Origin of the sequence: Rhodococcus sp. IEGM 27, assembly GCF_033142305.1 — a bacterium.
In the GTDB taxonomy this organism is placed as follows: Bacteria; Actinomycetota; Actinomycetes; order Mycobacteriales; family Mycobacteriaceae; genus Rhodococcus_F; species Rhodococcus_F oxybenzonivorans.
Map to the genome: position 1 here is coordinate 77,971 of NZ_JAWLSG010000002.1, position 22,350 is coordinate 100,320.

General features: G+C 67.2%; 17 protein-coding genes. 9 read left to right on the forward strand and 8 right to left on the reverse strand.

The window, feature by feature from the left end; genetic code table 11:
• Positions 1-6: 6 nt before the first annotated feature.
• Entirely contained in the window at positions 7-303 is a 297-nt protein-coding gene (locus R4P95_RS06700; protein ID WP_213577354.1) for an MGMT family protein, read from the reverse strand.
• Entirely contained in the window at positions 303-1,079 is a 777-nt protein-coding gene (locus R4P95_RS06705; RefSeq protein ID WP_213577356.1) for an alpha/beta fold hydrolase, read from the reverse strand. Before R4P95_RS06705 ends, R4P95_RS06700 begins: the two co-directional genes overlap by 1 nt.
• A gap of 63 nt (positions 1,080-1,142) precedes the next feature.
• Here R4P95_RS06705 and R4P95_RS06710 point away from each other — a divergent pair, with 63 nt between their 5' ends.
• Both R4P95_RS06710 and R4P95_RS06715 read left to right on the forward strand, forming a co-directional pair.
• Positions 1,143-4,442: an ATP-dependent DNA helicase gene (locus R4P95_RS06710; RefSeq protein WP_317746449.1), complete on the forward strand. Its 3,300-nt coding sequence runs from the start codon at positions 1,143-1,145 to the stop codon at positions 4,440-4,442.
• A complete protein-coding gene (locus R4P95_RS06715) occupies positions 4,439-7,759 on the forward strand; it encodes an ATP-dependent helicase (protein ID WP_317746451.1) in 3,321 nt (1,106 codons plus the stop codon). Before R4P95_RS06710 ends, R4P95_RS06715 begins: the two co-directional genes overlap by 4 nt.
• Here R4P95_RS06715 and R4P95_RS06720 read toward each other — a convergent pair.
• Positions 7,750-8,148 (reverse strand): hypothetical protein, encoded by a 399-nt coding sequence (locus R4P95_RS06720; RefSeq protein ID WP_317746452.1) that lies wholly within the window; start codon positions 8,146-8,148, stop codon positions 7,750-7,752. The two genes, R4P95_RS06715 and R4P95_RS06720, sit on opposite strands and share 10 nt — an antisense overlap.
• A gap of 145 nt (positions 8,149-8,293) precedes the next feature.
• On the opposite strand from R4P95_RS06720, the gene R4P95_RS06725 reads away from it, so the two are divergent.
• Together R4P95_RS06725 and nudC are read left to right on the forward strand one after the other, a co-directional pair.
• Positions 8,294-9,361 carry a potassium channel family protein gene (locus tag R4P95_RS06725; protein ID WP_109331193.1) on the forward strand — a complete coding sequence of 356 codons (1,068 nt, stop codon included), beginning with the start codon at positions 8,294-8,296 and terminating at the stop codon, positions 9,359-9,361.
• Between the two features lie 19 nt (positions 9,362-9,380).
• On the forward strand, positions 9,381-10,295 hold the full coding sequence (gene nudC / locus R4P95_RS06730; RefSeq protein WP_317746453.1) for an NAD(+) diphosphatase: 915 nt from the start codon (positions 9,381-9,383) through the stop codon (positions 10,293-10,295).
• On the opposite strand, the gene R4P95_RS06735 is transcribed toward nudC, so the two are convergent.
• Complete coding sequence (locus R4P95_RS06735; protein WP_109331191.1) at positions 10,292-10,546, reverse strand: mycoredoxin; 255 nt, start codon at positions 10,544-10,546, stop codon at positions 10,292-10,294. The two genes, nudC and R4P95_RS06735, sit on opposite strands and share 4 nt — an antisense overlap.
• 80 nt (positions 10,547-10,626) lie before the next feature.
• On the opposite strand from R4P95_RS06735, the gene R4P95_RS06740 reads away from it, so the two are divergent.
• The 3 genes from R4P95_RS06740 to R4P95_RS06750 all read left to right on the forward strand — a co-directional run bounded on the left by R4P95_RS06740 (position 10,627) and on the right by R4P95_RS06750 (position 13,557).
• Complete coding sequence (locus R4P95_RS06740; protein ID WP_317746612.1) at positions 10,627-12,765, forward strand: ATP-dependent DNA helicase UvrD2; 2,139 nt, start codon at positions 10,627-10,629, stop codon at positions 12,763-12,765.
• Positions 12,766-12,915: 150 nt separating this feature from the next.
• Positions 12,916-13,080: a hypothetical protein gene (locus tag R4P95_RS06745; protein ID WP_317746454.1), complete on the forward strand. Its 165-nt coding sequence runs from the start codon at positions 12,916-12,918 to the stop codon at positions 13,078-13,080.
• A gap of 135 nt (positions 13,081-13,215) precedes the next feature.
• Positions 13,216-13,557 carry a WhiB family transcriptional regulator gene (locus tag R4P95_RS06750; RefSeq protein WP_284707313.1) on the forward strand — a complete coding sequence of 114 codons (342 nt, stop codon included), beginning with the start codon at positions 13,216-13,218 and terminating at the stop codon, positions 13,555-13,557.
• Between the two features lie 77 nt (positions 13,558-13,634).
• Here the strand turns inward: R4P95_RS06750 and R4P95_RS06755 are convergent, their stop codons facing one another.
• The 3 genes from R4P95_RS06755 to R4P95_RS06765 all read right to left on the reverse strand — a co-directional run bounded on the left by R4P95_RS06755 (position 13,635) and on the right by R4P95_RS06765 (position 17,427).
• Positions 13,635-14,978: an ABC1 kinase family protein gene (locus R4P95_RS06755; RefSeq protein WP_317746456.1), complete on the reverse strand. Its 1,344-nt coding sequence runs from the start codon at positions 14,976-14,978 to the stop codon at positions 13,635-13,637.
• Positions 14,979-14,985: 7 nt separating this feature from the next.
• Positions 14,986-15,879: a hypothetical protein gene (locus R4P95_RS06760; protein WP_213577368.1), complete on the reverse strand. Its 894-nt coding sequence runs from the start codon at positions 15,877-15,879 to the stop codon at positions 14,986-14,988.
• 120 nt (positions 15,880-15,999) lie between these two features.
• Positions 16,000-17,427, reverse strand: coding sequence for a zinc-dependent metalloprotease (locus R4P95_RS06765; protein WP_213577370.1), 1,428 nt, complete (start codon positions 17,425-17,427; stop codon positions 16,000-16,002).
• 113 nt (positions 17,428-17,540) lie between these two features.
• Between R4P95_RS06765 and R4P95_RS06770 the strand changes: the two genes are divergently transcribed.
• Positions 17,541-18,563 (forward strand): PDZ domain-containing protein, encoded by a 1,023-nt coding sequence (locus tag R4P95_RS06770; protein WP_317746457.1) that lies wholly within the window; start codon positions 17,541-17,543, stop codon positions 18,561-18,563.
• Between the two features lie 39 nt (positions 18,564-18,602).
• Here the strand turns inward: R4P95_RS06770 and R4P95_RS06775 are convergent, their stop codons facing one another.
• Positions 18,603-19,208: a PPA1309 family protein gene (locus tag R4P95_RS06775; RefSeq protein ID WP_317746458.1), complete on the reverse strand. Its 606-nt coding sequence runs from the start codon at positions 19,206-19,208 to the stop codon at positions 18,603-18,605.
• A gap of 162 nt (positions 19,209-19,370) precedes the next feature.
• Between R4P95_RS06775 and R4P95_RS06780 the strand changes: the two genes are divergently transcribed.
• Positions 19,371-22,349 (forward strand): UPF0182 family protein, encoded by a 2,979-nt coding sequence (locus R4P95_RS06780; protein WP_213577376.1) that lies wholly within the window; start codon positions 19,371-19,373, stop codon positions 22,347-22,349.
• Position 22,350 lies beyond the last annotated feature (1 nt).

A 22,350-nucleotide genomic window follows, 5' to 3' on the forward strand; every position in this document is an offset into this window, starting at 1 on the left:
AGTCCGTCAGAACCGGTGGCGTGCCGCCGCGAGATCTACGCGGCCGTCCCGCACGGGCACGCCTTCGAGTTCGAGCTTCGCGATCTGGCGGTGCGCGAGATGCGCAGCCGGACGCCCGCCGGCGCCCAGCACCCGGTGCCAGGGCAGATCCGCGGAATCGGTGCGCATGATCCAGCCGACCGTCCGTGGGCTCGACAACCCGGCGGCGGTGGCGATGTCGCCGTATGTTGCCACGCGGCCGCGAGGAATAGAGGCGACCAGTTCGCGTACGCGTTCGACCTGCTCCTCGGTTGTGGCGGGCATCAGAGAAGCGTGCGGATGAGCTGAGCCACCTCGTCGGGCCGGGCCTGCGGGACCATGTGGTCACAGTCGAGATCGACGGCGGTGAGCTGTTCACCCAGATGTTCGGCCAGGGCGCGTCGGAACTCGGGCGTGACATACGGCGGCTGCACCTTGGCCGCCTGGACGAGAACGGTGGGCAGGTTCGCCGGCGGAAGAACGGCAGGACGCGCAAGCTCGCCCCATGCCGCGACGAGCGCCGGTACGGACATTCGCCAGTTGACCCGGCCGTTCGCGAGGGTGATCAGGTGCTCGGCGATCTCCGCTTCCAATACCTCGGCGTCCACCTCACCCCAGGAACCGTGCACCTTCTCGGCACGTGCCTCGTCGACATCGGTGTAGTCGGGCGACGAGATCGTGTCGTCCGCCGCCGATCGCATCTTCTCGGGATCCAGCCCGATCGCCGGATCCAGCAGGAGGAGACCCCGGACCTGTTCGGGGACTGCCCGGGCGAGGTGGAGAGCCAGCGCGCCGCCGAACGAGTGGCCCACGACCAGAACCGGACCCCGTGCGTGAGTACGCAACGTGTCGATCACGCACGAGACGTGCGATTCGAAATTCCATGGCGGTGACCAGCTTGACCGGCCGTGACCGAGCAGGTCGGGCGCGATCCAACGCGCGTCGGGGATGTGGTCGGTGGCCAGGGCCTGCCAGCGCTTGCCGTGCCCGGTCACTCCGTGCAGAGCAAGAATCTCGGGACCGTCTTCGGCGCCGAACAGATAGGTATGCAGTGCTGACACGGATCCATGATGCCGGATCGGGCCGACCGGCGAGATGTCGGACCGTTCTGATGGAATGCCCGCATGACGGATTCGACGGTGCGCACCAGGACGGCTGCTCCTCGTGCCCGGCTCGTGCACCGTCGCCGGCCCGAGCAGGCACCCCGGGCCTGGGACGAATCGACGAAGCGGGTCTTCGCCACCACAACACCGGGTGTGGGCTGGAATCCCTGGCAGGTGCTCGGCGGTCCGGGAACGGGCAAGACGTCACTTCTCGTCGATGTCGCGGTCGACCGTATTACCGGTGGAGAAGATCCCGAGCACGTGCTGGTCCTCACCCAGTCGCGGCGGGCGGCAGGCCGTCTGCGTGAGGAGATCACCGCGGCGCTACTCGGACAGGGCGAACAGCACGGTGCCCGTGCCACGCGTGAACCACTCGTGCGGACCGTGCACTCCTATGCCTTCGCAGTCCTGCGACTCCAGGCGGCAGCACACGGAAACCCGCCGCCCCGACTCATCACGGGCGCCGAACACGACGCGGTGCTGCGCGAGATGCTGCACGGCGACATCGCCGACGGCGCCCACCTCTGGCCGGAGCGGCTGCGTCCCGCCCTGGGGCTGGGGGGATTCGCGGTCGAGGTGCGGGATCTCATGCTGCGTGCGAGCGAACGTGGGCTCGGCCCCGAGGATCTCGTCGCGCTGGGACGTCGGCACTCGCGACCCGAGTGGGTGGCGGCCGGAAAGTTCGCCGCGCGATACGAACACGGCATGCTGCTGCGAGGGGCGGTCGGTGTGGAGGCTCCCGAAGCCACGGCCCCCGCTCTCGACGCCGCCGAGCTCATCGGTGCCGCACTCACGGCCTTCGCCACCGACCCCGACCTCCTGCGGACGGAACGTGCACGCGTGCGCCACCTTCTGGTCGACGATGCTCAGCACCTCGATCCCCAGGCGGCGGAGCTGGTCCGCCTCGTGGGCACCGGCACCCGGACCACTGTCGTCGCGGGCGATCCGGACCAGTCGATCTACGGCTTCCGTGGAGCGGATCCCGCATTCCTGATCGGGCTCGCGGACAAGGGTGACGAGCGCCAGATCGTTCTTCCACTCAATTTCCGCAGCGCCTCCACGGTGGCGGCGACGTCGGCGCGCATCACTTCCCGGCTGCCCGGTCGGCTGCCGCATCGGACGTGGGTACCGTCGAACGACGGCGGCCGAACGTCCGTGCACGTACTGAGCACACCCGCCAAGGAAGCCGCGGTCATCGCCGATACCTTGCGCCGTGCGCATCTCCTCGACGGGGTCCCGTGGTCCGACATGGCCGTCATCGTGCGCTCGGTGCCCCGTGCTCTGGCTCCGCTCCGGCGGGCACTTCTCGGCGCGGGAGTACCGGTCACCACACCCGCGTCCGAGTTGCCGCTGGCCCGCAGGCACGGCGTGTCCGGTCTGATGCTGGTGCTCCGCGCATTGTCGGGTGAGGAATTCACCGGCGAGGACGCGCTCGCTCTACTCGCCGGACCGATCGGTGGGGCCGAACCGGTGGCTCTCCGACGGCTCCGGCGCGGTCTGCGTCGCGCAGAACTCGCATCGGGCGGTGACCGCGACTCGGCAGAGTTGCTGCGCCTCATCCTGACCGGGGAGACCGGCAGTACCCGCAAGGTCGTCGCCAAGCTCACCGATGTGGAGGCGGCCTCCCTCAACAGAGTGTTGTCCGTACTCCGCAAAGCGCGTGCGCAGCTCGACCGCGGTCGGGGTGTCGAGGAGGTCCTGTGGGCTGCCTGGCAGGCGACGGGACTGGAACGACGCTGGGCGTCGGCGTCGGCGCGGGGTGGCCCCATCGGTGCGCAGGCAGACCGCGACCTCGACGCCGTGGTCGCGCTGTTCGACGCCGCCGCGGGGTATGTCGACCGGTTGCCGCGCGCTCAGCTCGCCGGATTCGTCGACTATCTCACCGGCCAGGCCATTCCGAGTTCGTCGCGAACTGCTTCCGTAGTGCCGAGTGACGCGGTGACGGTGCTGAGCGCGCATTCCGCGGCGGGGCGTGAGTGGGACGTGGTGGCGGTGGCAGGCGTGCAGGAGGGGTTGTGGCCGAGTCTGCGGACGCGCGGAAGCCTGCTCGGAACCGAGGCGCTGATCGACCTTGTCAGTGGAGTGTCCGACGGCACTGCGGAGGCGGCCGATCGGCTGTCGCGCACCGCGCCGCTTCTCGCGGAAGAACGCCGTCTCTTCCTGGTCGCATGCAGCCGGGCACGGCGGAGTCTGCTGGTGACCGCCGTCGACTCCGCCGGGAGCGACACCGATCTCGTTCACTCCCGGTTCGTGGACGAACTACTCGTCGGCGCGGACGGCGCGGACGTCGTGGACGCGGTGGTACCGGTCATGGATCCGTCCACCCGGGTCCTTGCCCTGCCCGCGCTCGTCGCCGAGTTGCGCGGAGTGGTGTGTGATCCTCGAGTGGCTCGAGACGACCCGGACCGGCAGCGCCGGGCCGCTCGTCAACTGGCCCGACTCGCCCGGGCCGGTGTCCGTGGCGCGCATCCGGACCAGTGGTACGGCACGGCCGAGCCCAGTACTGCAGTGGCGTTGTGGACGGAGGAGGACGGGCCGGTGTCGCTGTCACCGTCCACCGTGGACCTCCTCAATACCTGCCCGCTGCGCTGGCTACTCGAACGCCACGGCGGATCCGACGGCGACAACACGCATGCCATCGCGGGAACGCTCGTCCACACGCTGGTGCAGGCGCTCGCCGGGCGCATACCGGCGGATCAGGTGGAGCGGGCCCTCGAAGACGCGTGGGACTCCATCGATCTGGGTTCACAGTGGTATTCGCGACGGGAACTCGCACGCACTCGGGACATGCTGGCCACGTTCACCGCATGGCTCGGCACTACGCGGTCCGAGCTCACCGAGGTCGGTGTCGAGGTCGCCGTCGACGGTGTGCTGGAGCCGAGGGAGGAGGGTGCGCCGGCGATTCGACTGCGTGGACGCATCGACCGGCTCGAACGTGACGCCGAGGGCAGGCCCGTGATCGTCGACGTCAAGACCGCTCGTGCGCCCGTGAGCAAGGAGGACGCGCAGCAACACGCGCAGCTCGCGGCGTACCAGGTGGCGGCCGCTGTCGGTGCGATCGAGGGCGAACCGGCGTCGAAACCCGGCGGGGCCCGACTCGTGTTCGTGGCCAAGCCGCACAAGAAGGAGGGCGCTACGCAACGTGTGCAGGCGCCGTTGTCGGACGAGGACGTCGACACCTGGCTGGCCGTCATTTCCGCCGCGGCCGCCGCCACCAGGGGGCCACAGTTCCTTGCCCGTGTCAATGACGGTTGCCGGCACTGCCCGGTGCGGACGAGTTGCCCAGCGCACGACGAGGGCAGGCAGGTGACGTCCGAATGACAGCGCACATCGACCCGGTGGAACTCGCCAACGGACTCGGTCAGCACCCACCCACACCGGAACAGGCGGCGGTCATCGCCGCCCCGCTGGGACCGACGCTGGTCGTCGCCGGCGCCGGAGCCGGAAAGACCGAGACGATGGCGGCGCGGGTGGTGTGGCTCGTCGCCAACGGATTCGTCGACCCGGAAGCGGTACTGGGCCTCACCTTCACCCGCAAGGCCGCTCAACAGCTCACCAGTCGCATCCGGAAAAGGCTTGCCCGGCTGGCGGGTTCGGATCTTCTTCGGCGGGTCGATCCCAGTGGTGAGCTGAGGTCCAAGCTCCTCGCCGGTGAGCCGGAGGTGAGCACCTATCACGCGTACGCCGGGCGGCTGCTGTCCGAGCACGGGCTGCTACTGCCCATCGAACCGTCGGCCACCTTGTTGTCGGAGACGGAACTGTGGCAGCTCGCTCATCGCGTGGTCAGTTCGTGGGACGGCGACCTCGACACCGACCGGAATCCTGCGTCGGTCACCGAGGCCGTGCTGGCGCTTTCCGGACAATTGGCAGAGCACCTCGTCGAACCCGAGGATCTTCGGGAGGCGCACACCGAACTCGACAAGCTCGTTCACACACTGCCGGCAGGACCACGCCAGCGAGGCGGGCCGGGTAAGGAATTGCTCGACATTCTCGACACCCAGCATCGGCGGGTGGAACTTCTTCCGCTGGTGCACCGCCTGGCGGAGACGCTCCGGCGGGAGGGCGCCCTCGACTTCGGCAGTCAGATGTCGCTCGCGGCACGTGTGGCGTCGGACCACCCCGAGGTGGGGCACGCCGAGCGTGCGCGCTTTAGGGTGGTGCTGCTCGACGAGTACCAGGACACCGGGCACTCCCAGCGTGTGTTGCTGTCGTCATTGTTCGGCGGCGGCCTCGACGGGCGGCTCGCCCTCACCGCGGTCGGTGACCCGATGCAGTCGATTTACGGTTGGCGTGGCGCGTCGGCGGCCAACCTTCCGCGGTTCGCCACCGATTTTCCGCTGCCCGACGGCACACCGGCGCCGACACTGGAATTGCTGACCAGTTGGCGGAACCCGCCCGAGGCGCTGGCGCTCGCCAACCTGGTCTCGGCGCCGCTACGGGAGCGGGGAGTGCAGGTCAGTACGCTGCGGGCGCGGCCTCAGGCTGTTCCGGGCGATGTGCGGCTCGCGTTGACCGGCGACGTGGCCGAGGAACGTGCGTGGGTTGCCGACCGTATCGCCGAGCAGTACGCGCAGGCCTCGAGCAGGGGAGAGGATCCACCGACTGCGGCGGTACTGATCCGGCGCAACGCCGACGCCGCCCCGATCGCGGAGGTGCTGCGCTCGCGCGGGCTTCCCGTCGAGGTGGTGGGCCTGGGTGGCCTGCTGCACACTCCCGAGGTGGCCGACGTGATCGCGATGCTGCGCGTGGTCGCCGACCCCATGGCAGGCAGCGCTGCGGTCCGGTTGCTGACGGGGGCGCGGTGGCAGATCGGGGCTGCAGACCTGACGGCGTTGTCCCGGCGAGCGAGGGAGCTGGGCATCGGAACCGGATACGGCACCGCCGGCGCCGTTACCGACTCCTCGGCACTGGCGGAGGCGGTCGAGGGCGCACTGCCCGGCGAACAGGCCGAGCAGGCCGGGCTCGCCGACGCGTTGGCGGATCCCGGACCGGCCGAACGATATTCACCGGTGGGGTACGCGCGCATCACCGCAGTCGCAGCCGAGCTGGCATCCCTGCGTGAGCGGATCGGGCAGCCCCTCACCGAACTCGTGGCCGAGGTGGAACGGGTACTCGGCATCGGCATCGAGGCTCAGGCCCGGACCCGCACTGGCGCGGGAACAGGGGCAGGGCGTGAACACCTGGACGCCTTCGCGGATGTCGTTGCCGGATACGCCAGCCGGTCCTCGGCCACCATCACCGGATTGCTCGCGTTCCTTTCCGCGGCCGAATCCGTCGAAAAGGGATTGGCGCCCGGCGAAGTGGAGGTCGATCCGCACCGCGTCCAGGTGCTCACGGTGCACTCGGCGAAGGGGCTCGAATGGGAAGTGGTGGCGGTGCCCCATCTCACCGCAGGCGTGTTCCCGTCACGGACCGCGACCGGAACCTGGCTCGGCGCGCTCGGTGAATTGCCGCCGTCGTTGCGCGGCGACCGCGCGCGGCCGGGAGAAGCCGCAGACGGCGTACCGGTTCTCGATCTCGAAAACCTCTACAGCCGCAAGGATCTCGAGGATGCGGTCAAGTCGCACAAGGCGGCCCTCGCGGCACGCAAACTCGACGAGGATCGCCGGCTCTTCTACGTTGCGCTCACGCGGACGGAGCGGGTGCTGTTCGCTTCCGGTCATCACTGGGCGGAGTCGGGCAGCGAACCGAAGGGCCCGTCCGAGTTCCTCACCGAACTCCGCGACTTGATCGCAGACGAGACACACGAGGGTCTCGGCGCCGTGGACGTATGGGCGCCCGCACCCGACGCCGAGACGCAGAATCCTCTCACCCGAACCCCCAAAGCGGCAGCATGGCCGCCGGACCCGCTGGGAGTGCGACGTGAGTCGGTCGAACACGGTGCTTCCCTGGTGCTCGCGGCGCTGACCGAAATCGGTGATGCATCCCTGGAAGACGAAGAAGACCCCGAGAACTGGGCGGCCGACGTCGACGCGCTCCTCGCTGAACGCGAAGCCCGCGCGCAGGCTCGCCTCGAAGTGGTTCTGCCTGCGCAGCTGTCGGTGAGTCAGCTGGTCGAACTCGAGGCGGACCCGGATGCGCTGGCTGCGCGGTTACGCAGGCCACTTCCGTATCCGCCGAACCCGCTGGCACGGCGAGGGACCGCGTTCCACGCCTGGGTGGAGCGCCGGTTCGGGGCCACTCGGCTGCTCGACCTCGACGAGCTCCCTGGTGCGGCCGACACCGATGCAGGACCGGACACGGACCTGGTGACGTTGCAGGACGCATTCCTGCGTTCGTCGTGGGCTCATCGCAGTCCCATCGAGGTGGAGGTTCCGTTCGAGACGGCGGTGGCAGGGACGGTTCTGCGGGGGCGGATCGATGCAGTGTTCGCGGACCCGGACGGCGGGTGGACGGTGATCGACTGGAAGACCGGAGCGGAGCCGAGTGCCGACAAGGAGAAGGCGGTGGTGATGCAGCTCGCCGCGTATCGGCTTGCCTGGGCCGAGCTGATGGACGTACCCCTGGAGCGTGTGCGGGCCGCGTTCCACTACGTCCGCACAGGCCGCACGATCGCGCCGGACACCCTGCCGGATGCCGACGCTCTTGCCGGCCTCATCCGCACCGCCGGCGCGGACGAGGAAGCGCGTCAGGCCTGACGGCGCACTTTCAGGGCCTCGGTGACCAACGGGATCTGCAACGGAAGGCGCAGCAGTACACCGGCTTTCTGCAGGCGCGACGTCTCGGTGCTCTTCAGCCAGTCGACGGCCATCGAGATGTTGGCCGGATAGACCGCAAGGAAGAGAAGCGCGGCCAGTCCACCGCCGAGCCGGCGGGTTCTCGGTACCACGAGCGCCGCACCCACCGTCAGTTCGGCCACACCGGACGCGTAGGTGTACGTCCGAGGGTCGCCGGGGAGTCGCTCGGGAACGATCGCGTCGAAGAACTTGGGGGTGACGAAGTGAAGCACGCCCATGCCTACAAGCAGGGCGGCGAGTCGGAGCGCGGGCGTGCGGCCGGTCCGGGAAAGGGTGCTGTCGCGTTGCATGACGACAGCTTGCCCGAATCACTCCCGGCACCACAGCGAGACGCCGCTGTGACGATTGAGCGAGACGCCGCTGTGTCCCTTCGAGGAGAATCGGGGTTAGGCTGCCAGCCGATGTCGGAGTTCTGTGCCCAGTGGAGACGAATATATGGCCGGTAGGCTACGTGCGAGATTGAACAGGTCGGACACCCTGACGGACCGGCCGGACTTCGCACTGGTGGGTGTCCTCAGGATTCCCCAGTTGCAGACCAGTCCTGCGCGGGCGATCTACCGCCGAGTGGCGATCGCTCTCGCCGCTCTGGCCCTGGCCGTCCTGATCGTCTACATCGATCGCGCCGGGTATCGCGACGCCCAGGACAACGAGTTGTCACTGCTCGACTGCGTCTACTACGCCACGGTGTCGTTGTCGACGACGGGGTACGGCGACATCACCCCGTTCACGCCATCGGCGCGACTGATCAACGTTCTGCTCATCACCCCCCTTCGAATCTTCTTCCTCATCGTCCTGGTCGGTACGACTCTCTCCGCTCTCACGGAGAGTTCCCGACAGGCGTTCAAAATCCAGCGCTGGAGGCAGCACGTGCGCAACCACACGGTCGTGATCGGTTACGGAACCAAGGGGCGCACCGCGATCGACGCGATGCTCGGCGACGGGGTCACCCCGTCGGACATCGTCGTCGTCGACACCGATCAGGCGGTCCTCGAATCGGCGGCAAGCAAAGGGCTGGTCACCGTCCACGGTTCCGCCACCAAGTCGGATGTCCTGCGGTTGGCGGGCGCCCAGAATGCGGCGGCCATCATCGTGGCGGCCAACCGCGACGACACCGCCGTTCTCGTCACCCTGACGGCACGCGAGATCGCGCCGCAAGCAAAGATCGTCGCGGCCATTCGAGAGTCGGAGAACACCCACCTGCTGCGGCAGTCGGGCGCCGACTCGGTGGTGGTGTCCTCCGAGACTGCGGGCCGGCTGCTCGGCATCGCCACGACCACTCCCAGTGTCGTCGAGATGATGGAGGATCTGCTGACTCCGGAGGCCGGCTTCGCGATCGCCGAACGGGCAGTGGAACGCGATGAGATCGGCGGTTCACCGCGGCATCTGGCCGACATCGTCCTCGGTGTCGTCCGGGACGGGCGACTGGTGCGGGTCGGCTCCCCGGAGGTCGATTCGGTGGAGGAGAACGACCGGTTGCTGTACATCCGTAGGGTCGCTAACTGACCGGCAGTACTGTCGAAGTGTGACTGCATTCCGGTTGAACGAAACTCCGCTCCTGTCGCGCTCCGCGGTCGGCCGCGCCGAAGAATTGCGTTCGGACACCGACGCCCTGCGAACGGGATGGCAGGACGCGGTACTCCTGCGGGTCAACCATCGCGGCCAGGTCCGTGTCGACGACGACGGCCTCGTGTTCGGGGCGGCAACCGAGCTCGGTCCGGAGCCCGTCCGCGGTGCGGTTTTCCTGGGCATCCGCAAGGACCGGCACGTCTGGGCGGTGCGCGTGCAGGCCATGACCGGTGAGCTGGCCGACCTTCGCATGCTGGGCGGAACGCTCGACGATGCGGATGCCGGCGTGCTGACCGGCGCGATCGCGATGTTGAACTGGCACGACAGTGCCGGTTTCAGCGCCCTCGACGGTGCTGCGTCGGAACCGACGATGTCGGGTTGGTCACGAATTTCGACCAGCACCGGGCACGAGGAGTTTCCGCGCACCGATCCCGCCGTCATCTGCCTCGTCCACGACGATGGAGACCGGGTGCTACTGGCACGGCAACCCACGTGGCCGCCGCGCCGGTTCTCGATTCTCGCCGGCTTCGTCGAGGCGGGGGAGTCGCTCGAGACGTGTGTGATGCGCGAGATCAAGGAAGAAGTGGGTCTCGAGGTCCGCGACGTGCAGTATCTCGGTAGTCAGCCGTGGCCGTTTCCGCGGTCGGTGATGATCGGATTCTCGGCCGTCGGCGATCCCGGCGCCGCGTTGATCTTCGCGGACGGCGAGATCGCCGAGGCTCGCTGGTTCACCCGCGAGGAGGTGCGCAGTGCACTCGAGTTCGGTGACTGGGCATCCGACGCCGACGCACCCCTGCTGCTCCCCGGCTCGATTTCCATTGCCCGCGGAATGATCGAATCCTGGGTGGGAGCAGACGGGGCGGAGGCCTAGACCCCGAGTGCCTTTTTGACCTGGGACAGCGACGGGTTGGTCGCGGTGCTGCCGTCGGCGAACTTGACCGTGGGGACGACGTGGTTGCCACCGTTCACGCTACCGACGAACTCGGCCGAAGCCGGATCCTCCTCGATGTCGATCTCCACGTAGCCGATGCCGGACTCGTCCAGCTGCTTCTTCAAGCGGCGGCAGTAGCCACACCAGGTGGTGGAGTAGATGGTCAGGGCCTTGTTGTCTGTAGCAGTCACGGCGCATATAACACCACGGCCGAGTGAAGTGTTCCCATGCGGCTCTTCCACCGCTGCGCGGGGTGTCGGTTGTCCCTGCCATGATGGACGCCATGTCAGCAGGTGCCCCAGCAGAGGCGACGAGTACCGGCCTCGATCCCGAACAGTCCGCGGCCGTCCTCGCGCCTCGTGGTCCGGTCTGCGTGCTGGCGGGCGCGGGGACGGGAAAGACGCGGACCATCACCCGGAGGATTGCCCACCTCGTCGGCAGCGGACACGTCGCGGCGGGACAGGTACTGGCGGTCACGTTCACGGCCCGGGCTGCGGGGGAGATGCGAGGCAGGCTGAGGAGCCTCGGAATCGGTGATGGCGGCACCCAGGTGCAGGCGCGCACTTTCCACGCGGCCGCACTGCGCCAGCTGAGGTACTTCTGGCCGCAGGTGGTCGGAGACACCGAGTGGCGGCTGCTGGACCGAAAGTTCGCGGTGGTCTCCGCTGCGGCCGGCCGTGTCGGGTTGTCTACCAGCACCGAGAGTGTTCGGGACCTGGCAAGCGAGATCGAATGGGCCAAGGCGTCGCTGATCGCGCCGGAGGACTATCCACGCGCGGTGGCGAAGGTGCACCGCGAGGCGCCTGCCGACGCCGCCAAAGTGGCCGAGGTGTATCACGGGTACGAGCAACTCAAGGCTCGAGGCCAGGATGCGATGCTGCTCGACTTCGACGACCTCCTGCTGCACACCGCGGCCGCCCTGGAGGAGCATTCGGCGGTAGCCGAGGAGTTCCGGGACCGGTACCGGTGCTTCGTGGTCGACGAGTACCAGGACGTGACGCCATTGCAGCAGCGGGTGCTCGATGCATGGCTCGGCGAGCGCGACGATCTCACGGTCGTCGGCGACGCCAACCAGACCATCTACTCGTTCACGGGCGCCACGCCCAACTATCTGCTCGACTTCTCGCGACGGTTCCCCGAAGCCACCGTTGTCCGCCTCGAGCGCGACTACCGGTCGACCCCCGAGGTGGTCTCGATGGCCAACCGGGTGATCGGCGCGGCGCGGGGCAGGATCGCTGGTACGCGGTTGCAGTTGATCGGCCAGCGGACGTCGGGGCCCGAACCGACTTTCGCGGAGTTCGATGACGAGCCTGCCGAGGCCGCCGGAGTGGCCCGTGCGATCAAGCGGCTCATCGCCCGCGGAACGCCTGCAGCGGAGATCGCGGTGCTGTACCGGATCAACGCCCAGTCCGAGGTGCACGAGCAGGCCCTGACCAAGCTCGACATCCCATATCAGGTCCGCGGCGGCGAGGGCTTTTTCACGCGGACCGAGGTTCGTCAGGCCGTATCGGCACTGCGTCAGGCGGCCGGTCGCGACGACCTGCCCGATGCGGTCGGTGCCGACCTCGTCACCCTGGTGCGTGCCGTGCTGGTGCCGCTGGGTTTGACCGACACGGAACCTTCGGGTGCGCAGGCCCGCGAGCGATGGTCCTCGCTGTCCGCGCTCGTCGCTCTCACGGAGGAACAGCTGGCGCAGGATCCCGATCTGACGCTCGACGGACTGCTCCGCGAACTCGGCCTTCGCGCGGAGGCGCGGCACCCACCGGTGGTACAGGGCGTCACGCTGGCGTCGTTGCATGCCGCGAAGGGACTCGAGTGGGACGCGGTGTTCCTGGTAGGTCTGACGGACGGCACCTTGCCCATTCAGCACGTGCTGGGCGATGCCAACTCGGCCCCCGACGAGGCCGCGATCGAGGAGGAGCGCAGGCTTCTCTATGTCGGGGTCACCCGCGCGCGCGAACACCTGCAGATGTCCTGGGCGCTCTCCCGCAACGAGGGCGGCCGCAAGAGCCGTCGGCGGTCCCGGTTCCTGCACGGGCTGATTCCGGAAGACTCGCCGGCGTCGCGCATCGCCGCTCCGCCCCAGAACGCGAAGAAGCGTCCGCGGTGCCGACTGTGCGGGAAGCCACTGATCGGTACCACGGCCACGATGCTCGGACGGTGTGAAGGTTGCCCGTCGAATGTGGATGTGGAACTGCTCGATTCGCTGAGGTCGTGGCGGCTCGAAAAGTCCAGGGAGTTGAAGGTGCCCGCGTATGTGGTGTTCAGCGACAACACGCTGACGGCGCTCGCCGAACAGCGCCCGCAGGACGACCGGGGACTTGTCGCCATCCCCGGGATCGGCGCCAAGAAGCTCGAACAGTTCGGTGAGGATGTGCTCGGCGTGATCAGGTCGAGCGGATCGCCATGACGACTCTCCGTCCGCAGGCGAACAAAAGGCGCATCGCCGCAGGTCAAAAATAGGTTGTGCGGATATGGAATTTTGCCTACTGTGGTTTCAGCGCACGGGGGGACTCGTGCAGTTCACATCGGTTCGACAAGAAGTGGAGGTGGCCCCGACATGAAGTTCTACTCCGTACACAAGACGGCAGTCGCTGCCACCTCTGCGTTGCTCGGCATGAGCGCGACGGAGGCGGCACCGGCAATTGCCTGGTCGGCATCCCGTCGTCGTCCCGCAGCAGCAGCCGAGTCCGTGTCGCGGAGTTGTCGAGGAATTCCTCGCTAGAACACTCCCACCGTCTTTCCAAGGCCACGGACCCGCATCGCGGACCGTGGCCTTCGTAGTTCGAGCACTTTCCTCGCTCGCAGCCTCGGCTCTGGTTCGCACCTTGGTACATCGAACCGACAAACGACCGACGCACTGAGAGCAGAGGAGAACGACGTGTCTACCGTGACATGCCGAGGGGTATCCGAAACCTCAACCGCCACAAGCGGATTTGTTGACATTGTTTCCACCCGACGGGATCTGCCCTGCCGGGCCGACGATCCGGACCTGTGGTTCGCGGATTCCCCCACCCAGCTGGAGCAGGCCAAGGCGCTGTGCGCGTCGTGTCCGATCCGGTTGCGCTGCCTCGATGCAGCGCTCGATCGGGGCGAGCCGTGGGGAGTCTGGGGCGGCGAAATCTTCGATCAGGGAGTTGTGGTCGCTCGTAAGCGTCCTCGCGGCCGCCCGCGCAAGGCGCAGACCCTGGTATGTGCCTGACGACCGGTTGAGTGCATGGACAACGGCGTCCGCCCAGGGAACTCGCACGAGTTGTCTGGGCGGACGTCTGACGTCGTTCAGCGGACGGTGGTGCCGTCGCCCTCCTGCGTCGGATCGTCGAATCCGGGAAGCCACCGCGTGAGGATCGCCATATAGGGCGCGTACGCATCGAGCTGAGCGCAGATACCCACCGAGCCGACGAGGACTCGGAAGATCATGAGGTACTCGGGTGGCAGACTCAGGGCTCGGGCAGTCCGAAACTGTGCGCTGTTGAAGTCCGTTGCGGTGCCGGCAGCCTTCTGTAGCCAGGCACGGGTGAAGTGGAAGGATTCGGTCCGAATCGGATCCGTCAGCGGACGCAGGTAGTCGGCGATCTCCTTGTCGGTTACTGTCCGACCGGGAAGAACGAATCCATTGGCGTGCAGCAACTCCGTCAGCTCGTCGAACTGCTCGTGCAGTGCCAGACGCACCATCGTGCCGAGGACGGGAGGCAGCCCGTCGGGAAAGGGTGCGGCAGCACCGAAGTCGATGACGCCGAGCCGACCGTCGCTGTGCAACATGAAGTTTCCCGGATGGGGATCACAGTGCAGCAGTCCGACCCGCGCAGGGGAGGCGAAGTGGAATTCGGCCAGCAGAGCGCCCGCAGTGTTGCGTTCCTCGGGTGTTCCGTCGGCGATGATGGCCGAGAGCGGCTTCGCGGTCATCCACTCGCTCACCACCACCTTGGGGGAGCTGGCGACGACATGCGGGACCGCGAACTGCGGGTCGCCGTCGTATGCCTTGGCGAATCGGCGCTGATTGTTCGCCTCGATGCGGTAGTCGAGTTCCTCTTCGGTGCGGGCAGTGAACTCGTCGATGACGGGACGCACGTCGACGCCGGGCATCACCGACGCAAAGAGACCCGCGAAACGTCCGAGGGTCTTGAGGTCTGCTCGCAGGGCTTCGTCGGCCCCCGGATACTGCACCTTGACGGCGACGTCCCGGCCGTCGGCCCACACGGCGCGATGTACCTGTCCGATGCTGGCCGAGGCGGTCGGCGTGTCGTCGAAGGACATGAACCGCTCACGCCATTTGGTACCGAGCTGCTGGTCCAGCATTCTGTGCACAGCGCGTGCAGGAAGGGGAGGAGCCTGCGCCTGAAGTTTGTTGAGCGACTCCCGGTATGGCTCGGCGAACTCCTCGGGGATCGCCGCCTCCATCACACTGAGGGCTTGACCGAGCTTCATGGCCCCGCCCTTGAGTTCACCGAGTACGGCGAACAACTGCTCCGCTGCCCGTGCGCTCAGCTGCGCGTCGATCTCCACCCGGTCGCCGCCGGTCAGCTTCCTGCCGAACCCGACGGCGGCACGACCGGCGATCCCCAAGGGAATGCTCGCGAGTTTGGCGGTGCGGGCAGAACTCCTGCGGGGGATGTCGGACACTCCACCATCATGACGGAAGACGGCTCGATTCGCCCACAGCGGGTGCCAGGTACGCACAGCTGCAGGTCACCTGCCTCGGCCACCTTCGGGTGACCAGTCGGTGAGCGCCGAGGTCGATCTCGAGGGTCGCGTCGAGGCTGACAGGTGCGTGCCCTCGAGGAGAGGACAGGACGACCTCGAGTTGCCCCAGCGCCACGGCAGTGGTCGCCATGATGACCGCGGGGCTCGCGTGCCCCACCGTCCCGAGGAGTTGCGCGGCCAGATGCGGCCAGTCCTGGTCGTAGGCCGAGCGAAGCAGATCAGCGCAGCGGAGACAGCTGGTGTGACCGGGGAGAACGAGGGGGCCTACGACTCCTCGCCCGTCACGTACCCGCACGGGGAGGTGGGGGATGCCGCTGCGCACGAGATCGGCGACCAGTCGCGGCTCGGCAACCAGATCGTCGGCGAGCACGGCGCAGGTGGCGTTCCACCGCCGCACGTCGCCTTCTGCGGAATAGCGGGACGACCGCGAGACGCGGATGCCGGCATCGGTCAGTCCCGCCGAGACTGCGTCCGAGAGCGGTCCGCGACCGTGCACCCGAACCGTATGGGTCTCGGCGGCGTCGGGGGAGTCCGCGACGTCGAGCAGTCCTGCCCTGTCGAGGTCCCCGAGAAGCTTCGAGAAGTCGGTGGGCGACATACCGCTTTCGACCGCCGTCCAGAGCACGTGCGGTCGGGAGGTCTTGCCGTCGAGTAATCGGAGAATTGCCAGGAGTTGCTCAGTGAGGATTCCGGGCGGCGGCTCGAGGATCAGGGCACGCTCGGGATCCCAGCCGAACTGGACGCGGCCGTCGGGGCGGGTCAGTACCGCGATGCGAGGGTCGAGAGTGGGGCCGATGGGACGCGGATGCTGGACGGTCACACGCAGAGCGTGTCACGACGCCTCCGCGCCCCTACCGGTCCGACGACGGTTATCCACAGGACGAAATGGCGGCTGACCTGGCAACTCTCGGCCGCACCGAAAATTGGGGCACAGCGACTTTCAGGAGGTCGGTTCGTCGCCCGCGCCGGAATCGCCGCGCTCGGCTTCCTCGGCTCGCTCGCGCGCTTCGGTCGCCTCGAGTTGCGCCATCGGATCGTCGAAGTTTCCCCGCTCCCCACCGCCGAGGACGCGATCGACGAACATGCCGGGATTGTCGAGGTCGGACGAGTCCGGCAGCAAGTCGGGGTGAGCCCAGACACCGTCGCGGGCGTCGATGGTGGACTCCGAGGTGAGACGGCTCCAGAGCTGGGCAGCCTCGCGCACCTTGCGGGGGCGTAGTTCGAGACCGACGAGGGTCGCGAATGTCTGCTCTGCCGGTCCACCGCTGGCACGTCGGCGCCGGAGTGTCTCGCTCAACGCCGCGACTCCGGGCAGGCGGTCGTTCAGTGCGGCGGACACGACCACCTCGACCCACCCCTCGATGAGGGCGAGGAGCGTTTCGAGACGCTCGAGGGCCTGCTTCTGCTCCGGCGTGGTCTGCGGTTCGAATGCGCCTTGCTGGAGGATGTTCTCGAGCTGCGAGGGGTCGGTCAGCGCGGACGGGTCGAGTCCCTTGGCCATGTCTTCGATGGCGGAGAAGTCCATGGTGATTCCGCGCGCGTACTCCTCGACGGTGGCGAGAAGTCGTTGCCGCAGCCACGGGACATGGCTGTAAAGGCGCTGGTAGGCGGCCTCCCGGGCGGCGAGGAAGACGAGAATCTCGCGGTCGGGCTGTTCGAGGCCCTTGCTGAACCTTTCCACGGCGGCGGGAAGAAGTGCTCCGGTACCGGCCGGGCCGAGGGGCAACCCGATGTCGGTGGAGGTCAGCACCTCTTTCGACAGCTGGCCGAGAGCCTGGCCCAACTGTGACCCGAACGCGAGACCCCCCATCTGGCTCATCATGCCGAGCATGGGTCCGGCCATCTGCTTCGCCTCTTCGGGCAACCCTTGCACCCACATTCCCGAGACCTTCTCGGCGACGGGATCACACAGCCGCTTCCACGTGTCGAGGGTGTTGTCGAGCCAGTCGTTAGGCGTCCACGCGACGGTTCTCGTCGCTCCGGCAGGCAGGGTCGTCGCCGCATCCAGCCACAGTTCAGCCAGGCGCGACGCGTCGGCGATCGCCTCCGAATTACCCTTGGTGATCGGTGTGACCGACCCCATCTGCTGGCGCGCGAGCTTCTTCGCGATCTCGTAGTTGACCGGCCCGGTCTGCTCGCCCGAACCCATCGACGACCCCATGCCGCTCAGCATCTGACCGAATTGAGTGAGCATCTGGCCGAGGGCCGCCGGATCGAAATCACCCGAGGGGAAACCACCCGCCCCGAAACCGAAGTCCCCGGGGCCGCCCGCATTCTTGGCGCTGTCGGGCCCGGACTGGTCTCCCTTGTCCTTGTCGCGGTCGGGATCGTCGTCGGAGTTCGAGAAGCCGAACGGCATATTGCTCATGACTCAACGGTACAAGGCCGACAGTCCCGGGGTCCCTCTCCGCGTCACGCTGACGGCGAACACGCCCGCGGTCGCGCGGGGTGACGGCGGCTGCGCGCTCTACCCTGGTCCAGGTGAATCGACGGATAGTGACACTCCTGGCTGCCCTTGCCCCGATCGTGGTGCTCGGAGTGCTGGGAACGGTCATCACGGTGCCCTATGTGGCCCTCGGTCCCGGCCCGACCTTCAACACGCTCGGCGAAGTGGACGGCGAAGAGGTGGTCGCCATCGAGGGGGCCGAGGTGGACGACACCACCGGACACCTCAACATGACCACCGTGGCAGTGCGCGACAACCTCAACGTGTTCGAGGCTTTCGGCCTGTGGGCCAGCGGGCGCCAGGGAATCGTTCCCCGCGAGGAGGTGTACCCGCCCGACAAGTCGAAGGACGAAGTGAAGCAGGAAAACGACGCAGACTTCCAGCAGTCCGAGAACAGCGCCGAACTGGCGGCCCTTCACTTTCTCGACAAGCCGGTGGCGCTCGAGATCGCCAAGGTCGGCGAGGACGGCCCGTCCAGGGACATCCTGAAGCAGGGCGACAGGCTCGTCAGTGTCGCGGGCACACCGGTGTCCACGGTAGGTGACGTCCAGCAAGCCGTGGCCGACACTGCGCCGCACTCGGAGGTGCCGGTCGTGGTGGTCCGCGACGGCGTCGAAACTTCCGTCCCGGTGGTCCTGGGCGCGCGCCCGGACGACGGGTCGAAAGGCTATCTGGGCATCACTCCGGAGGAGTCGCCGGACGTCCCGTTCACCGTCGACTTCAATCTCGCCGACGTCGGCGGCCCGTCGGCGGGACTGATGTTCGCGCTCGCGCTGATCGACAAACTCAGCCCGGGTGAACTGAACGGCGGCAAGTTCGTTGCGGGCACCGGCACGATCGACTCCGACGGAGACGTCGGGCCGATCGGCGGTATCAAGTACAAGCTGATCGCCGCGAGCGAGGCAGGCGCCGAGACGTTCCTCGTTCCCGCGATGAACTGCGACGAGGCGCGACAGGGTGCTCCCGACGGGCTGCGGTTGGTGAAGGTCGAGAACCTCGACGGGGCGGTCGACGCACTCGCGGCCGTCAACTCCGGAGCCGACGCGCCCCACTGCTGAGACCGGCCCGGCTAGTCGTCTGCTGAGACCGGGGCCGGCCTAGTCGTCGTCCTCGGCTGCGTCGAGGGTGGCGTACAGGGCGCTGACGAGATTCGGTGCCAGATTCTCGTATGCCAGCAGCTCGATCGGCGCGTAGGGATCGGCGTCCTCGTCGGGTCGCAACTGCATCAGGCACAGCGACGGTCCGTCTCGCAGTACCGCTGCGATCAATCGGGCGGATCGACGGTCGGGATGGGACTCGGCGGCGGCCCGCGCGGCGTCGTCGGCGGCGTCCCGATCGGACAGCAGGGGTACCAGTGCCTCGTCGAGGTCGGATTCCGCCTCGGGCGGCAGAATGACGATTTCCTGCACGAGCGCGCATCCCGCCACCGATTCCGGCCAACTGGTGGTGGCGAGGAACTCGTCGAGAGCGCGTGACCCGCCGGAAATGTCGTCGGGGAACGGATCCTGTTCTATGGGAGTCAATTCCGCACCGTCGGCCAGCTGGTCGAGCAGGCTGGGTTCGGCGGCGGCGAGAAGCTCGGTCGGGACGAGTGCGAACATCTGCGGGGGCTGATCCCACCCTCCTGCATCGACGAATTCGACGACCTCGCGCACACAACGGGCAAGGGCGTCCGACTCCGGGTTCGCATTCTCTTCACTCACGGACTCATCTTCGCACCCTCGAACGAGGACCGGCGGTCGCGTCCGCCCGTTGTTACGTAGAGTGGGACGAAACGGTCACGCCCACGCAGTTCGGGTGTGGACGGCAGAACGGTGCAGTTGATCGCGGCGCGTCAGCGTCGCCGAGTCGTTGGAGTGTGGCACGTGGGCATGCGGCCCCCCGCAGGATTACCGTCGTTGTCCAAACGCAGTCGAGTGCTGCTGGTGCTGGCGCTTGTCGTCGCTGCCCTGCTGCTGGTGGGCCCTCGGCTGATCACGACCTACACGGACTGGTTGTGGTTCGGTGAAGTCGGCTTCCGCGGCGTCTTCACCAAGGTGCTCGTCACCCGGCTGCTCCTCTTCCTCGTGGTCGGCCTGGTAGTCGGCGGAATCGTCTGGCTGGCATTGCTGCTCGCGTACCGGTCGCGTCCCGTGTTCGTCCCGGTCTCGGGGCCGAGCGATCCGGTGGCGCGGTACCGGACCACCGTGATGACGCGTCTGCGCCTGTTCGGGTTGGCCATTCCGATCGCTGTGGGCCTTCTTGCCGGGCTGATCGCGCAGTCGAGTTGGGTCACCGTGCAGTTGTTCATGAACGGTGGCGCGTTCGGGGTCACCGATCCCGAGTTCGGCCTCGACGTCGGCTTCTACACGTTCGATCTGCCGTTCTATCGTTTCGTTCTCAACTGGCTGTTCGTCGCAGTGCTGCTCGCCTTCTTCGCAAGTCTGGTGACGCACTACATCTTCGGTGGGCTCAAGTTGGCCGGCCGGGGAGGTGCGCTCACCAACGCGGCCCGTGTCCAGCTGGCCGTGCTCGCCGGTACCTTCATCCTGCTCAAGGCGGTCGCCTACTGGTTCGATCGCTATTCACTTCTGTCGAGCAGTCGTAAGGAACCCACCTTCACCGGCGGTAGCTACACGGACATGAATGCAGTGCTGCAGGCGAAGCTGATCTTGCTCGCCATCGCGGTGATCTGTGCCGGCGCCTTCTTCGCGGCAATCGTTCTGCGCGACCTCCGCATCCCGGCCATGGCCACCGCGCTCCTCGTGCTGTCGTCCATTCTGGTCGGGGCCGTGTGGCCGCTGGTCGTGGAGCAGTTCTCGGTGCGTCCCAACGCGGCCGACAAGGAGAGCGCGTACATCGAACGCAACATCGCGGCCACCCGGCAGGCGTACGGCATCACCGACGACAAGGTCGAGTACAAGGACTATCAGGGGTACGGCACACAGCCGCCACGAGACGTACCGGCAGACGTGTCCACCATCGCGAACACGCGCCTGCTCGATCCGAACATCCTGTCCCGGACGTTCACGCAACAGCAGCAGCTCAAGAACTTCTACGGCTTCCCGCCGTCGCTCGACATCGATCGGTACGACATCGACGGCGAAGTGCGTGACTACATCGTCGCGGCGCGTGAACTGTCGTCGAAGAGCCTCACGGGCAACCAGACGGACTGGATCAACAAGCACACCGTCTACACCCACGGCAACGGACTGGTCGCGGCACCGGCCAACCGGGTCAACGCCGCCGCGGGCGAATCCGTCGAGGAGGCGGCCAACAGTAACAGTGGCTACCCGGTGTACATGGTCAGCGACATCGCGTCGCAGCAGGCCGGGAACCAGGTCATCCCGGTCGAACAGCCACGTATTTACTACGGCGAGGTTATCGCGGACACCGATGCCGACTATGCCATCGTCGGTGGTGCAAACGGTTCCGATCCTCGCGAATATGACACCGACCAGGCGCGGTACCGCTACACCGGGGCCGGGGGTGTTCCCATCGGGAACTGGTTCAACAGGCTGGCCTTTGCAGCCAAGTACACGGAACGCAACATCCTGTTCTCGGGTGCCATCGGATCGGATTCGAAGATCATCTACAACCGTGATCCCCGCGAGCGTGTCACGCATGTGGCACCGTGGCTCACGGCTGACGGGGATTCGTACCCGGCGGTCATCGACGGGAAGATCGTGTGGATCGTCGACGCCTACACCACGTTGGAGAACTACCCGTATGCGCAGCGCAGCTCCCTCGACGGACTCGTCGAGGACAGCATCGACCAGAACACAGGTCGATTGCTTCCGCGGAAAGAGGTCTCATACATCCGGAACTCCGTCAAGGCCACCGTCGACGCGTACGACGGAACCGTCAAGCTGTACCAGGTGGACGACAACGATCCCGTCCTCGATGCCTGGATGGGAGTGTTCCCCGGGGCCGTGGAAGCCAAGGACTCGATTCCCGAGGAACTGGGCGCGCACTTCCGTTACCCCGAGGACCTCTTCAAGGTTCAGCGCGAAATGCTGGCCAAGTACCACGTCGACGACCCGAAGGAATTCTTCACGAACAACGCCTTCTGGTCGGTGCCGAGTGATCCCACGATCGACACGAGCGCCAATCAGCCGCCGTACTACGTCCTCGTGGGTGACCCCGAAACCGGGAAACCGTCGTTCAACCTGACCAGTGCGATGGTGGGTTACAGTCGCGAGTTCCTGTCCGCCTATCTGTCGGTCAAATCGGATCCGGAGGACTACGGCAAATTCACCGTGCTCCAGTTGCCGACGGATACGCAGACCCAAGGTCCGCAGCAGACACAGAACTCGATGATTTCCGATCCGCGGGTGGCTTCGGAACGAACTCTGCTCGAGCGTTCGAACAAGATCCAGTACGGCAACTTACTGACGTTGCCCATCGCTGACGGCGGGATCTTGTACGTCGAGCCGATGTATACGGAGCGGAGTTCGACCGGCCAGAACACGTCCACGTTCCCGCAGCTGTCGCGGGTGCTCGTGAGCTACCGGGAGCCACCGCCGAGTAACAGCGTTCGCGTCGGCTACGCCCCCACGTTGGCCCAGGCCCTCGACCAGGTCTTCGGTGCGGGCACCGGTGCGGTGGCCACGGCGCCCAGCGCGGCAGAGGGCACACCCCCCGACCCTGACGGGGGCACGCCGCCGGCCAGCCAGGGCGGGGCACCCGCACCCGCGGCACCTGCGCCGCCGCCGTCGTCGAATGTTGCGGCCGCCGTCGCCGAGTTGGATGCGTCCCTGGATGCGCTGACTGCGGCTCAGCGCAGCGGTGACTTCGCCGCATACGGCGACGCCCTCGCTCGCGTACAGCGGGCGGTTGCCGCCTACGAGGCCATCCCCAAGTAAG

Excerpts from the sequence above, each read along its gene's own strand:
- R4P95_RS06740 (WP_317746612.1), top strand. The coding sequence starts at position 10,627 with ATGATGGACGCCATGTCAGCAGGTGCCCCAGCAGAGGCGACGAGTACC.
- R4P95_RS06745 (WP_317746454.1), top strand. The coding sequence starts at position 12,916 with ATGAAGTTCTACTCCGTACACAAGACGGCAGTCGCTGCCACCTCTGCG.
- R4P95_RS06725 (WP_109331193.1), top strand. The coding sequence starts at position 8,294 with ATGGCCGGTAGGCTACGTGCGAGATTGAACAGGTCGGACACCCTGACG.
- R4P95_RS06765 (WP_213577370.1), bottom strand. The coding sequence starts at position 17,427 with ATGAGCAATATGCCGTTCGGCTTCTCGAACTCCGACGACGATCCCGAC.
- R4P95_RS06720 (WP_317746452.1), bottom strand. The coding sequence starts at position 8,148 with ATGCAACGCGACAGCACCCTTTCCCGGACCGGCCGCACGCCCGCGCTC.
- R4P95_RS06700 (WP_213577354.1), bottom strand. The coding sequence starts at position 303 with ATGCCCGCCACAACCGAGGAGCAGGTCGAACGCGTACGCGAACTGGTC.
- R4P95_RS06710 (WP_317746449.1), top strand. The coding sequence starts at position 1,143 with ATGACGGATTCGACGGTGCGCACCAGGACGGCTGCTCCTCGTGCCCGG.
- R4P95_RS06715 (WP_317746451.1), top strand. The coding sequence starts at position 4,439 with ATGACAGCGCACATCGACCCGGTGGAACTCGCCAACGGACTCGGTCAG.